The sequence below is a fragment of the Comamonas sp. C24C genome, from assembly GCF_053345995.1.
Genome location: NZ_JBKFBC010000005.1, coordinates 107365 through 120335 on the forward strand (window position 1 = coordinate 107365; position 12971 = coordinate 120335).

Annotated in this window: 13 protein-coding genes; 8 read left to right on the forward strand and 5 right to left on the reverse strand. The window is 62.1% G+C overall.

The window, feature by feature from the left end:
- Positions 1-328: 328 nt before the first annotated feature.
- From trpE to trpC, 6 genes are all read left to right on the forward strand, one after another.
- Complete coding sequence (gene trpE / locus ACLBXN_RS11105) at positions 329-1828, forward strand: anthranilate synthase component I (protein WP_012840114.1); 1500 nt, start codon at positions 329-331, stop codon at positions 1826-1828.
- Entirely contained in the window at positions 1825-2154 is a 330-nt protein-coding gene (locus ACLBXN_RS11110) for a chorismate mutase (protein WP_447612170.1), read from the forward strand. Before trpE ends, ACLBXN_RS11110 begins: the two co-directional genes overlap by 4 nt.
- Positions 2155-2158: 4 nt before the next feature.
- On the forward strand, positions 2159-2740 hold the full coding sequence (locus ACLBXN_RS11115; RefSeq protein WP_043003915.1) for an anthranilate synthase component II: 582 nt from the start codon (positions 2159-2161) through the stop codon (positions 2738-2740).
- A 111-nt stretch (positions 2741-2851) separates the two neighbouring features.
- A complete protein-coding gene (gene trpD, locus ACLBXN_RS11120) occupies positions 2852-3892 on the forward strand; it encodes an anthranilate phosphoribosyltransferase (protein ID WP_211457422.1) in 1041 nt (346 codons plus the stop codon).
- Entirely contained in the window at positions 3889-4050 is a 162-nt protein-coding gene (locus ACLBXN_RS11125; RefSeq protein ID WP_196250270.1) for a hypothetical protein, read from the forward strand. The genes trpD and ACLBXN_RS11125 overlap by 4 nt, the downstream gene beginning before the upstream one ends.
- Positions 4043-4843, forward strand: a complete 801-nt coding sequence (trpC, locus tag ACLBXN_RS11130) for an indole-3-glycerol phosphate synthase TrpC (protein ID WP_447612171.1) — start codon at positions 4043-4045, stop codon at positions 4841-4843. The genes ACLBXN_RS11125 and trpC overlap by 8 nt, the downstream gene beginning before the upstream one ends.
- A gap of 21 nt (positions 4844-4864) precedes the next feature.
- Here trpC and ACLBXN_RS11135 read toward each other — a convergent pair whose 3' ends face one another.
- Entirely contained in the window at positions 4865-5269 is a 405-nt protein-coding gene (locus tag ACLBXN_RS11135) for a winged helix-turn-helix domain-containing protein (protein ID WP_043003918.1), read from the reverse strand.
- A 171-nt stretch (positions 5270-5440) separates the two neighbouring features.
- On the opposite strand from ACLBXN_RS11135, the gene ACLBXN_RS11140 reads away from it, so the two are divergent.
- Positions 5441-6178 carry a uracil-DNA glycosylase gene (locus ACLBXN_RS11140; RefSeq protein ID WP_211457323.1) on the forward strand — a complete coding sequence of 246 codons (738 nt, stop codon included), beginning with the start codon at positions 5441-5443 and terminating at the stop codon, positions 6176-6178.
- Between the two features lie 21 nt (positions 6179-6199).
- Here the strand turns inward: ACLBXN_RS11140 and ACLBXN_RS11145 are convergent, their stop codons facing one another.
- From ACLBXN_RS11145 to ACLBXN_RS11160, 4 genes are all read right to left on the reverse strand, one after another.
- Positions 6200-7105, reverse strand: coding sequence for a DMT family transporter (locus ACLBXN_RS11145; RefSeq protein ID WP_447612172.1), 906 nt, complete (start codon positions 7103-7105; stop codon positions 6200-6202).
- Between the two features lie 122 nt (positions 7106-7227).
- Positions 7228-8082, reverse strand: a complete 855-nt coding sequence (locus ACLBXN_RS11150; protein WP_407714473.1) for a Wzz/FepE/Etk N-terminal domain-containing protein — start codon at positions 8080-8082, stop codon at positions 7228-7230.
- 134 nt (positions 8083-8216) lie between these two features.
- Entirely contained in the window at positions 8217-9305 is a 1089-nt protein-coding gene (queA, locus tag ACLBXN_RS11155) for a tRNA preQ1(34) S-adenosylmethionine ribosyltransferase-isomerase QueA (protein ID WP_003050455.1), read from the reverse strand.
- 87 nt (positions 9306-9392) lie between these two features.
- Positions 9393-10604 carry an HD-GYP domain-containing protein gene (locus ACLBXN_RS11160; protein ID WP_447612173.1) on the reverse strand — a complete coding sequence of 404 codons (1212 nt, stop codon included), beginning with the start codon at positions 10602-10604 and terminating at the stop codon, positions 9393-9395.
- A gap of 155 nt (positions 10605-10759) precedes the next feature.
- Here ACLBXN_RS11160 and recG point away from each other — a divergent pair, with 155 nt between their 5' ends.
- A complete protein-coding gene (gene recG / locus ACLBXN_RS11165; RefSeq protein WP_447612315.1) occupies positions 10760-12937 on the forward strand; it encodes an ATP-dependent DNA helicase RecG in 2178 nt (725 codons plus the stop codon).
- Positions 12938-12971: the final 34 nt, after the last annotated feature.

Genomic DNA, 12971 nt, shown 5'->3' on the forward strand with positions numbered 1-12971 from the left:
GGACTGTCCCCAGCATGGAAGTCATTGCATGGCATAGAAGCGTCATTGTTTGCGCGTCGGCGCTATGCGCTACACTGTCCGCATCATGTTCATTCATCGCACGTTCAATGCAGGTTGTGGAGACCGGGGAGCCTGGCCCTGGCGTAAGCCTGCACATCTGAACTGCTGAAGCACCCGGCACGAGCCCGGCGTGCACCCCGCGGCCCCATGCGTTGCATACTTCGGGCCAATTGGAATGAACCGGCGCATCCTCTCTTCAAACGCGTCATCTGCCCTGTAATCAATCCGTGTAGATGCACCATGCGCCATGACTCCCGGAGCTTCTCCCGTGATCACGGAACTGGAATTCAAATCGCTTGCGGCCCAAGGCTATAACCGCATCCCGTTGCTGATCGAGGCCTTTGCCGACCTCGAAACCCCGCTGTCCCTCTATCTCAAGCTCGCCCATGCCAATGGCGACGGCAAGTACAGCTTCTTGCTGGAATCCGTTGTCGGCGGCGAGCGCTTCGGCCGCTACAGCTTCATCGGCCTGCCGGCACGCAGCTTTGTGCGCGCCTCTGGCTTCGGTGACCAGGCCAGGACCGAGGTCGTGACCGATGGCAAGGTGGTGGAGACAGCCGGCGGCAATCCGCTGGACTTCATCGCGGCCTATCAGCAGCGTTTCAAGGTGGCCGTCACGCCCGGCATGCCGCGTTTTTGCGGCGGCCTGGCCGGCTATTTCGGCTATGACGCCGTGCGCTACATCGAGAAAAAGCTGGAGAACAGCTGCCCTCCAGACAGCCTGGGCACGCCCGACATCATGCTGCTGCAGTGCGAAGAGGTCGCCGTCATCGACAACCTCTCGGGCAAGCTCTACCTCATCGTCTACGCCAATCCCGGCGAGGCCGAAGCCTATACCCGCGCCAAGAAGCGACTGCGCCAGCTCAAGGACCAGTTGCGCTATTCCGTCAGCGCGCCGCAGATCCGTGCCGGCGAGAGCTATCCCGCAGAGCGCAGCTTTGACAAGCAGGACTATCTGGACGCCGTGCAAAAGGCCAAGGAGCTGATTGCGGCGGGCGACTTCATGCAGGTGCAGGTGGGCCAGCGCATTCACAAGCGTTTCACGGCCTCGCCGCTGTCGCTGTATCGCGCGCTGCGCTCGCTCAACCCCAGCCCCTATATGTACTTCTACCATTTCGGAGATTTCCATGTGGTGGGAGCCAGCCCGGAGATTCTGGTGCGCCAGGAGCGCACGCCCGACGGCCAGAAGGTCACGATTCGCCCCCTGGCCGGCACCCGTCCGCGCGGCAATACGGTGGAGGCCGACAAGGCCACCGAGCAGGAACTGATCGCCGACCCCAAGGAGCGTGCCGAGCATGTGATGCTGATCGACCTGGCGCGCAACGATATCGGCCGCATTGCCAGGACCGGCAGCGTCAAGGTGACCGAGGCCTTTGCCGTGGAGCGCTACAGCCATGTCATGCATATCGTGAGCAATGTGGAAGGCATCTTGCAGGACGGCATGGACAATATGGATGTCTTCAAGGCCACCTTCCCCGCCGGCACGCTGACGGGCGCTCCCAAGGTGCATGCCATGGAAGTCATCGACCGGCTCGAACCCAGCAAGCGCGGTATCTACGGCGGTGCCTGCGGCTATCTGAGCTTTGCCGGCGACATGGATCTGGCGATTGCGATCCGTACCGGCGTCATCAAGGACAACGTGCTCTATGTGCAGGCCGCTGCCGGCGTGGTGGCCGACTCCGTGCCCGAGCTGGAATGGAGAGAGACCGAACACAAGGCCCGCGCCCTGCTGCGCGCCGCAGAACTGGTTGAGGAAGGTCTGGAATGAGCCAAGCCATTGATCTGGTGCAGCACTGCACCACCATGGAAGATGTGCGCCGCAATGTGAATGCGCTCGACGATGTGCTGGTGCCGCTGCTGGTCACCCGCATCGGCTATATGCAGCAGGCAGCGCGCATCAAGGGTGATGCGAGCCAGGTGCGCGATGAGGCGCGCATCGAAGCCATCGTCAGCCGCGTGCGTGAGCGCACGGCGCAGGAGGGCGGTCAGCCCGGTGTGATGGAGACCGTCTATCGCGCGCTGATGGAAGCCTGCATCGACTACGAACACCAGGAATTTGCGCGTCTGCGTGAACCCAGGAAATCAGGGGAGTAAGACCATGAAACTGCTGATGGTCGATAACTACGACAGCTTTACCTACAACATCGTCCAGTACTTTGGCGAGCTGGGCGCGGAAGTGACCGTGGTGCGCAATGACGAAACCACGGTGGCCGAAGTCGAGGCGCTGATCGCGCGCGAAGGCATCGAGCGGCTGGTGATCTCGCCCGGCCCCTGCTCGCCCAACGAGGCGGGCATCTCGGTGGCGGCGATCAAGCATTTCGCGGGCAAGCTGCCGATTCTGGGTGTCTGCCTGGGTCACCAGAGCATTGGCGCGGCCTTTGGCGGCGACATCATCCGGGCGGGCCAGCAGATGCATGGCAAGACCAGCGTGATAAGCACCGACCAGAAGGGCGTGTTTGCCGACCTGCCCAGGCAGTTCACGGTCAACCGCTATCACTCTCTGGTCATAGACCGCAGCACGCTGCCCGAGTGCCTTGAAATCACGGCGACCAGCGAAGATGGTGAAATCCAGGGGGTGCGCCACCGCGAGCTGGCCATCGAGGGCGTGCAGTTCCACCCCGAGAGCATTCTGACCGAGCATGGCCATGCCATGCTGAAGAACTTTCTCGAGCAGAAATAAACGCTGATTTATTGATAGCTGCCAGCGCATGACAATGCTTGATTTCAGAATAAAAACAATGGGAAATCAAGTATTGGTATGCGCAAGCAGCTCCCAAAAGCATAGAGAGATATTGCAATGATCACTCCCCAGGAAGCGCTGCAGCGAACCATCGAGCATCGTGAAATCTTCCATGACGAAATGCTGCATCTGATGCGCATGATCATGCGCGGCGAGCTCTCGCCCGTGATGACGGCCTCCATCATCACCGGCCTGCGCGTGAAGAAGGAAACCATTGGCGAGATCTCGGCTGCGGCCGAGGTGATGCGCGAGTTCTCCAACAAGGTGAACGTGCACGACAAGAGGAATCTGGTCGATATCGTCGGCACCGGCGGCGATGGCGCCAACACTTTCAACATCTCTACCTGCTCGACCTTTGTGATTGCGGCGGCGGGCGGCAAGGTCAGCAAGCATGGCGGGCGCAGCGTCAGCAGCAAGTCGGGCAGTGCCGATGCCATGGAGGCGCTGGGCGTCAACATCAACCTCAACGCCGCGCAGATCGCCGATTGCATACGCGATGTGGGCATAGGCTTCATGTTTGCGCCCAACCATCATCCGGCCATGAAGAACGTGGCCCCCGTGCGCAAGGAACTGGGCGTGCGCACCATCTTCAACATCCTGGGCCCGCTGACCAACCCGGCATCCGCGCCCAATATCCTGATGGGCGTGTTCCACGAAGACCTGGTCGGCATTCAGGTGCGTGCCCTGCAGCGCCTGGGCGCCGAGCATGCGCTGGTCGTCTACGGCCGTGATGGCCTCGATGAAATCAGCCTGGGCGCGGGCACGCTGGTCGGCGAGCTCAAGGACGGCGTGGTGCGCGAGTATGAAGTCCATCCCGAGGACTTTGGCCTGCGCATGGCGGGTACGCGCTCGCTCAAGGTCGAGAACCCCGAGGAGTCCAAGGCCATGCTGATGGGCGTGCTGCAGGGGGACCAAGGCCCGGCGCGCGATATCGTCTGTCTCAACTCCGGCGCTGCCCTGTATGCGGCCAATGTGGCCGGCTCGATCGAAGAGGGCCTGGAGCGTGCGCAGAAGGCCATCGATAGCGGCGCGGCACTGGCCAAGCTCCAGGAGCTGGTGGCCTATTCGCAAAAGCTCGGCGCAGCCGCATGAGCCTGCTGGATGCGCCCATCTGGAGCGATCCCGGCACCTGGATCGTGCTGGGCGTCTCCCTGCTGTTCATCGCGGTGGGCATAGGCATGCACCGCGTCATCATGAAGGTATTGCGCGTCCCGGCAGATGCCGCCGCCAACAAGGAAAACCATGTCTGACATTCTGAAGAAAATCTGCGACGTCAAGGTCCAGGAAGTTGCCGCTGCCAAGAAGGCCGTGCCGTTTGCCGAGATGCGCCGCGATGCGGAAAGCCGTGTCTCCACGCGCGATTTCGTGGGCGCCATCCGTGCCAAGATCGCCAAGGGACAGGCCGGCGTGATCGCCGAAGTCAAGAAGGCCAGCCCCAGCAAGGGCGTGATTCGGGCCGATTTCGATCCTGCCGATATCGCTCAGAGCTATATGGTGGGCGACGGCAAGATCAGTGCAGCCTGCCTGTCGGTGCTGACCGATCGCCAGTTCTTCCAGGGGCAGCCTGACTATCTCAAGCAGGCCCGCGCGAGCACGCTGCTGCCGGTGCTGCGCAAGGACTTCATGGTCGACCCTTATCAGATCTACGAATCGCGGGTGATGGGCGCCGACTGCGTGCTGTTGATCGCCGCCTGCCTGGATGATGCGCAGATGACCGAGATGGAGCAGATTGCGCACAGCCTGGACATGGATGTGCTGGTGGAAGTGCATGACGCCGAAGAGCTGCAGCGCGCTCTCAAGCTCAAGACGCCGCTGGTGGGCATCAACAACCGCAATCTGCGCAGCTTCGAGGTCGATATCCAGACCACGATTGCGCTCAAGAAGGATGTGCCCGCCGATCGCCTGCTGGTGACCGAGTCCGGCATCCTGAGCCGGGACGACGTGAAGACCCTGCGTGAGGCAGGCGTTGACGCCTTCCTGGTGGGAGAGGCCTTCATGCGTGCCCGCGAGCCGGGCGAGGCCCTGGCCCAGCTGTTTCAGTAAGCGGCAGTCGGCTGCGCAGGTTCAGCGCAGCACCTGCACGTCGGCATCCAGAAAATAGCCGGCGCCACGCTTGGTCTTGAGCAGCGTGGGCGAGCGACCCGACGTTTCGATCTTGCGGCGCAGGCGCAGCATTTGCACATCGATGGCACGGTCGAAGACCGTGTCTTCGGCCTGGGTCATGTCCATGATCTGTTCACGGCTCATGATTTGCTTGGGGCGCTTGAGCAGGGCCAGCAGCAGTGCGAACTCGCTCTTTGTGAGCCCCACTTCGTGCCCGGCGGCGCTGATCAGGCTGCGCGTGCGCAGGCGCAATTCCCAGCCGGCAAACCTGAAACCCTGGGGGTTGAGGCTGAAGGCCGGGCGGGCATAGGAGAAGAAGGCCTGCGCGGCAGAGACTGGCAAGTGACTGGCAGAAGACGTGTGCATGAAAAACTCCCTGTGAGCCCGAGCTGCCGAGCGGTCAGCTGTGTTGGAGTCGATTTTTTGCAAAATGTCAGAATGTGTCACTCACTGAAATCAGGTATTTTGGGTCCCCGATAGTCGCCAAGCCTGCAGGAACTCCTTCGGGATGGTCGTGGAAGTTGAGAAAATCAAGGCATGAACCTCACCAGCCAGAGCACAGTTGCTAACACCGCAGCGCCTACCCAGTTGACGAGTGCAGATCCGCAGGACTGGCCAGTCTCGTCAGGTTGGCAAACCGCTGTCGACACCTTTTTTGCGGGAAATACCGGCCAGAAGCTGCTGCAGTTCCTGCAGCAAAGGCTGGATGTCGGTGCGGTGATCTTTCCCCCGGCCCCCTTGAGGGCCCTGGAGTTGACACCGCCGGAGGATGTGCGTGTCGTGATCCTCGGGCAGGACCCCTATCACGGCCGCGGGCAGGCCGAGGGGCTGGCATTCTCGGTCGCCCCCGGGGTGCGTGTTCCGCCTTCGCTGCAGAACATCTTCAAGGAAATGCAGCGCGAGCTGGGGACGCCGTTTCCGGCTTTCCCCCAGCCCGGCGGCAGTCTGGTGGGCTGGGCCCAGCACGGCGTGCTGCTGCTCAACACCAGTCTGACGGTGGAAGAGGGGCAGGCCGCAAGCCATGCCAAAAAGGGCTGGGAAGAGCTGACCGACGCCATCATCCGCCAAGTGGCCGAGCAGGGGCGCCCCACGGTCTTCATGCTCTGGGGCTCGCACGCCCAGTCCAAGCGGGTGTTCATTCCCCAGGATAGAGGCCATCTGGTGCTGATGAGCAACCACCCTTCGCCGCTATCGGCCCTGAGGCCGCCCGTGCCCTTTATCGGTAACGGGCACTTCGGCAAGGCCAGGGAATTCAGGCTCAGGCACGGCTATTGAGAGGCTCGTTCTCCGGAGGGCTCAGCGCTTTTCCCGGATGCCCAGCCAGACGCCCATCAGGCCGCTGAGCGTCACCACCGCCATGCCGATCAGCGATGTGCTGTCGGGAAGCTGTCCGAAAAACAGCCAGCCCATCAGCATGGCGAAGCCGATCTGGCTGTAGAGAAACGGGGCAACAGTCGCAGGCGTGGCGTGGGTGTATGCCTGCAGCAGCATCAGGTGGCCAATGCCGCTGCAAAGTCCCATCACGGCCGCCGCCGCGTAGATCTGCCAGTGATCGATGGGCTGCCATACCAGGCCGACCAGCGGCGTGGTCAGCAGTATCGGCAGCCAGGTGGAGTAAAGCTGGGTGGTCGGAGGCGAGTCCAGGCGCGACAGGCGGCTTCCCAGCACCTGGTAGGTGGTGCCGGATATCAGCAGACCCACGGGCCACAGGGCGGCCAGACCCAGGGCCTGACCGTCATTTTCCGGCCGCACAATGGCAATCACGGCCAGCAGACCGATCACCAGCAGCGCCCAGCGGGCAGGACTGACCTTTTCCTTGAAGAAGAGTGCCGATGCAACCACGATGAACAGCGGGGCTGCAGACCAGATGGCCGTGAAATTGGCCAGGGGCATGTTCTGTATGCAGAAAAAGGCGCAGACCGTGGTCAACAGCCCAGAGATCGCGCGCAGCAGCTGAAACCTCAGGTTCCGGGTTTTCAGTGCCGACAGGCCATGCCGGGGCAGAACCAGCACGCTGGTGACAAAGGCCTGGGCCATGAAGCGCAACCACAGCACCATGAGCACCGGCAGCAGCTTGCCGCTGAACTTGGTGGCGCTATCCAGAACCGCAAACAGTGCACAGGCGAATATGGTGAGCAGAACACCGCGGATGGCAGACTGCGCTGACGGGGAAAGTGTGGGAGAGAGCCAGCGGGGGAGCATGTCCGTAGCGATTTGCGACAAAGAAGCGAGGAATTCTAGGGGGCGAGGCGTCCGGCCTGCGTTGCGGCGCCCAGAAAAATGCCCGCACTGTCGGGTGCGGGCATGGGTTGGGCGGTGAGGGCTTACCAGGGCATGGCGTTACGAATACGCGCAATTTTCTCGGCCTGTTCGGGTGAGGATTCTTTGGCGGTGCGCAGTGCCTGTCGGATGAAGACAAACAGCAGCAGCAGGAAACCGGTGCCCACGGCCGCACCAATGGCCAGCATGGGCTTCTTGGGCTTGATGGAGCGCTCGGGCAGGGTTGGCATCTGGATCACATCGTCGTTGTCCAGACCGCCGAGGCGACGCTCCATGTCCAGAATCCCCTTCTGGCGATTGCTGTTGGCGGTCAGCAGTTCGCCATAGAGGCGGCTGGTGGCTTCGGTGACACTTTTCCCGGAGGAGAGGTTGGCGGAGGTGTCATGCTCGAGCTTGAGCGACTCCTCCAGGCGTGTCTTCTCGGAAGCCAGCTGCACTTCCAGCTGCTTTTTTTCCAGACCGCGTGGCTTGCTCAGGGGAAACAGGGTGTCCAGCAGCGCCTGGTTGAGCTTTTGAGCCGCTTCGGGCGACTTGGCCTGCGTTGCAATATTCAGCAGCTTGTCCTGCTTGCCGACATTGACGCTTATGCGCTTGCTGAGCTTCTTATAGATCTCTTCCTTGGTCAGGCCATCGTCCAGGCCCGCAACGGGAGCAATCTGGTGCAGAACGTCTGCGGACATGGCCAGGCTGGCGGCCATGGGGGCGGTAAAGCTGGAGCCGGCACGCTCCACCTGAACCGATGCGCTGCTTTCGTAGGTCTTGGGGATCACCAGACCGATGCCATAGGCTGCGATGCCCGCCAGCAGCGGGCCGAAAATCAGAATCTTCCAGTTTTCCGCGAGAGTGACCAACAGATCCAGCAGATCCAACTCTTCATCTTGTGGGGTTTGAACTTCCATTGATTTTTCTAAATGACTAAATAAATAAGCACTTTGACAAAACGATGAAATCTACCACTAAGAAAAGATTGGACCCAGTGTTTCTGTAACTCCTTATGCCGGGAGCCGTCGCAGCGGCTCCAATATGTTGCAGATCAGCGCTGGCGCTCCAGCAGCATGGAGTCCCCGTAGCTGAAGAAGCGGTAGTGCTGGGCAATCGCATGCTGGTACATGGCCATGATGTGCTCGTAGCCCGCAAAGGCGCTGACCAGCATCATCAGCGTGCTTTTGGGCAGATGGAAGTTGGTGATCAGCATGTCCACCACCTGGTACTGAAAGCCCGGGGTGATGAAGATGCTGGTGTCACCGGTGATATTGCCGTACTTGGCCCAGGACTCCAGCGTGCGCACTGTGGTGGTGCCCACGGCAATGATGCGGCCGCCGCGCTGGCGGCAGCGCTCCATGGCGGCCAAGGTGGGCAGGGGAATGTCGTACCACTCGCTGTGCATGGTGTGGTCGGCAAGGTTTTCGGTCTTGACGGGCTGGAAGGTGCCGGCACCCACATGCAGGGTGACGCTGGCGCGTTCCACGCCCTTGGCTTGCAGGGCGGCAAGTACCGTCTCGTCGAAATGCAGGGCGGCGGTCGGTGCGGCCACGGCGCCGGGGTGGGCTGCGAACACGGTCTGGTAGCGCTCGCTGTCTTCCTTTTCATCAGGATCGTGCTCGGCGTTCTGCTGGCGCTCGATATAGGGCGGCAGCGGCAGGTGGCCGAACTGCTCCAGCAATTCATAGGGCGACTCGCCCTGGTTGCCCTTGAAGGAAAGATGGAACAGCGGCCCGTTCTCGTCCGGCCAGCGGCCCAGCAGCGTGGCTTCGAAACCGCCATTCCTGAGGCCGCCGCAAAGATGGATCTTGGCACCGGGCAAGGGCTTCTTGCTCACGCGCATGTGGGCCACGACTTCGTTGTTCTGCAGCACGCGCTCGACCAGCAGTTCGATCTTGCCGCCGCTGGCCTTTTCGCCGAAGACGCGTGCCTTGATGACCTTGGTGTCGTTGAAGACCAGCAGGTCGCCGGGCTGCAGCAGATCGGGCAGTTCGCGGAAGATGCGGTCGGTGGCGGGGAGGCTGCGGCCATCAAGCAGGCGCGAGGCGCTGCGAACGGCGGTGGGATGCTGGGCAATCAGGGATTCGGGCAGGTCGAAGTCGAAATCGCTGAGTGTGAATTCACGGGTGCTGGAAGACATGCGGTGCTTGAGGGCCGTACGAGGCCCGTTCCAAGTTCAATCAAACAAGTGGGCGATTGTCGCAAATCGCCATTAGGGCTGCCGGCTTCAGGGCTGAGCAGCAGCTGGGGTCCAGAGCTCGTTGAGATTCCTGAAGGGCCAGTCGGCAGGGTCTTCGCGCCCGACGATGCTGTCGTTGGCATGGGGGCAGGCCAGATCGAGAATCTCGGGCGTGATGCGGCGCTGCTGGCTGAGGCAGTAAAAGCGCCGTACCTTGGGAGTCAGCAGGCAGTTTGGCGAGACATCCAGCACCACGGCAAGATGCTGGGACTGCAGCCGCACCAGCGAGCCCAGCGGGTAGATGCCCACTGTCTGGACAAACTGCTCGAAGATAGCCTTGTCGAAGTGGTGGGGCGCCCATTGCGCCATGCGCTGCAGCGCGATGGCCGGGTGCCAGCCCTGCTTGTAGGGGCGATCCGAGGTGATGGCGTCATAGACATCGCAGACGGCCGTCATGCGCGCCATCAGACTGATGTCGTCCTGCTTCAGGCCGTCGGGATAGCCTGTGCCGTCGACTTTTTCGTGGTGATGCAGGCAGGCATCGGTGACGGCATCATCCAGGCCCTGGGGCAGCAGGAGTTCGTAGCCCCAGCGAGGGTGGGACCTCATGATGACCCATTCCTCGGCATCCAGCGCCCCTGGCTTGTTGAGCACCTCCAGAGGCACTTTGCTCTTGCCGATGTCGTGCAGCAGGCCCGCGACGCCCGCCAGATGCACCTGGTGTTCGTCCAGGCCCATGCGGCGCGCCAGACCTATCATCAGGGCGCATACCGCGATGCTGTGCATATAGGAGTAATTGTCCGCAGTCTTCAGGCGCGCCAGGCTGATCAGGGCATGGGGGTTGCGCTTGATCGACTCCGCCATTTCGTCGACCAGCTGGCCTGAGGCTGGCAGGTCCAGCGGACGGCCCAGACGAACGTCCCTGAACATGGTCTTCAGCACATCGCGCGCCTGCCCGATGATCTGGCGGGCCTGCTGCAACTCCACGCTGGTTCTGGTGAGCCGTGCAGGCGAGCTCGGCGCCGCTTCATCGTCCGGCGCCTCGGAGACCTCGGCCGGCGTGATGTCGGGAGCGATGTCGACGCCTCTGCCGGTGTCTATCCACACCTGGCGGATGGTGGTGGCAAGCAGGCGTTCCAGGTCCCTGGGCTGTTCGAGCAGGAGGCTGGCACGCAAAAAGGGATGCTCCATCCACGAGCCACAGAACTCGTGCACGAACATTCCTGGGCGCAGGTGCTCGACATCAACTCGCTTCAACATGGATTTCTACTGAAACACAAAGTAACAAGCTGGGAATGGTAGCGATTTTGCATTTCTTGCGCTGGCGGGCAGTTGTTTGCAAACCTGAATATGCTGTATATACATACATTGCTTTCCCTGTTGCGGGGAGTGTAGCCAAGGAGTCCTATTTGTCTGTGTCAAAAAAGCCTGTTGCCGAGCCTAAGTCTGCTGCCAAGCGCGCTGGCACTCGTGAAAAAAAGGCGGGCACGGATCTGGATGCCGCTCCCAAAAAGACCATCAGCCCTGCGCAGCAGGCGCTGTTGAAGATGGGGCTGACACGCGATATCGACCTGGCTCTGCACCTGCCGCTGCGCTATGAGGACGAAACCCGCATCGTGCCGCTGAAGAACGCGCGCGATGGCGAGACGGTGCAGATCGAAGCCACGGTCACGCACAGCGAGGTGCAGCTGCGTCCGCGACGCATGCTCAAGGTCACCGTGGACGATGGCAGCAGCACCTGTCTGTTGACCTTCTTCAGCTTCTACCCGTCGCAGCAAAAGACCATGGCGCCAGGCGCGCGCCTGCGCATCCGCGGCGAGGTCAAGGGTGGTTTCTGGGGACGGCAGATGATGCATCCTGCGTTCCGGGTGGCGGGCGGAGAGCTGCCCACGGCGCTGACTCCGGTCTATCCCGCCAGCGCAAGCCTGCCCCAGGCCTATCTGCGCCGGGCCATTGCTTCGGCGCTGCTGCGTGCCGATCTGTCCGAGACCCTGCCTCCGGAGCAGTCGCCTCCCATTGCGCAGTTCTATGGTCAGAATGGGCTTCAGCCCGCATATGACTTGCGCAATGCGCTCACTTTTCTGCATCACCCAACGCCTGATGTGGCACTGGTCACGCTGGAGGACCATTCCCATCCTGCCTGGCAAAGGCTCAAGGCCGAAGAGCTGCTGGCCCAGCAACTGTCCCAGTACGAGGCCAAGCGCGAGCGCGCCCGCTTGCGCGCGCCCGTGCTCAGGCCGCAGGCTGGGATGGCGGATCTGACCCAGCAGTTTCTGGCGCAGCTGCCGTTTGGCCTGACGGGGGCGCAGCAGCGCGTGGTGGGCGAGATTCGGGCCGATATGGAGCGCCGCATTCCCATGCACCGTTTGCTGCAGGGCGATGTGGGCTCTGGCAAGACGGTGGTGGCGGCCTTGTCTGCCGTGGCCTGCATCGAGGCTGGCTGGCAATGCGCATTGATGGCGCCCACCGAGATTCTGGCCGAGCAGCATTTTGGCAAGCTGGTCGGCTGGCTGGAGCCGATTCTGGCGCCGCTGGGCAAAAAGGTCGCCTGGCTGGCAGGGGCCCAGAAAAAGAAGGAGCGCACCGCAATGCTCGCGCTGGTGGAAAGCGGCGAGGCGGCGCTGGTCGTGGGTACCCATGCCGTGATTCAGGAGCAGGTCCAGTTCAAGAACCTGGCCCTGGCCGTGATCGACGAGCAGCATCGCTTTGGCGTGGCCCAGCGTCTGGCGTTGCGGCAAAAGCTCGCAGCCACGGGCATGGAGCCGCATTTGCTGATGATGAGCGCCACGCCGATCCCGCGCACCCTGGCCATGAGCTATTACGCCGACCTCGATGTCTCCACCATCGACGAGTTGCCGCCAGGGCGCACGCCCATCGTCACCAAGCTGATCTCGGACAGCCGCAAGGACGAGGTGATCGAGCGCATCGGCGCCCAGGTCGCCAGCGGGCGCCAGGTCTACTGGGTCTGCCCGCTGATCGAGGAAAGCGAGGCGCTGGATCTGTCGAATGCCACGGCCACCCATGAGTATTTAAGCGAAATGCTGCCCGGTGTCATGGTGGGCCTGCTGCACTCGCGTATGCCCACGGCAGAGAAAAAGGCCGTGATGGAGCTGTTTTCGGCCGGCGTCATGGGCGTGCTGGTGTCCACCACCGTGATTGAAGTCGGTGTGGACGTGCCCAATGCCTCGCTGATGGTCATCGAGCACTCGGAGCGCTTCGGACTGTCGCAACTGCACCAGCTGCGCGGCCGCGTGGGGCGAGGCGCTGCGGCTTCGGCCTGCGTGCTGCTGTATTCGGTCAATGACAACGGGCGCCTGTCCGATACCGGCAAGGAGCGCCTGCGGGCCATGGCCGAAACGAATGACGGTTTCGAGATCGCGAGGCGGGATCTGGAGATTCGCGGTCCGGGCGAGTTCCTCGGCGCGCGGCAGTCCGGCGCTCCCATGTTGCGCTTTGCCGATCTGGAGCAGGATGTGCTGCTGCTGGACTGGGCGCGCGAGCTGGCACCGCTTATGCTTGAGCAATTTCCGGCGCTGGCGGCACGCCATGTCAGCCGCTGGCTGGGTGGCAAGGCCGAGTATCTGAAGGCCTGAAGTACCGAAAATTGCGTCTGTAGACGTAAATAGT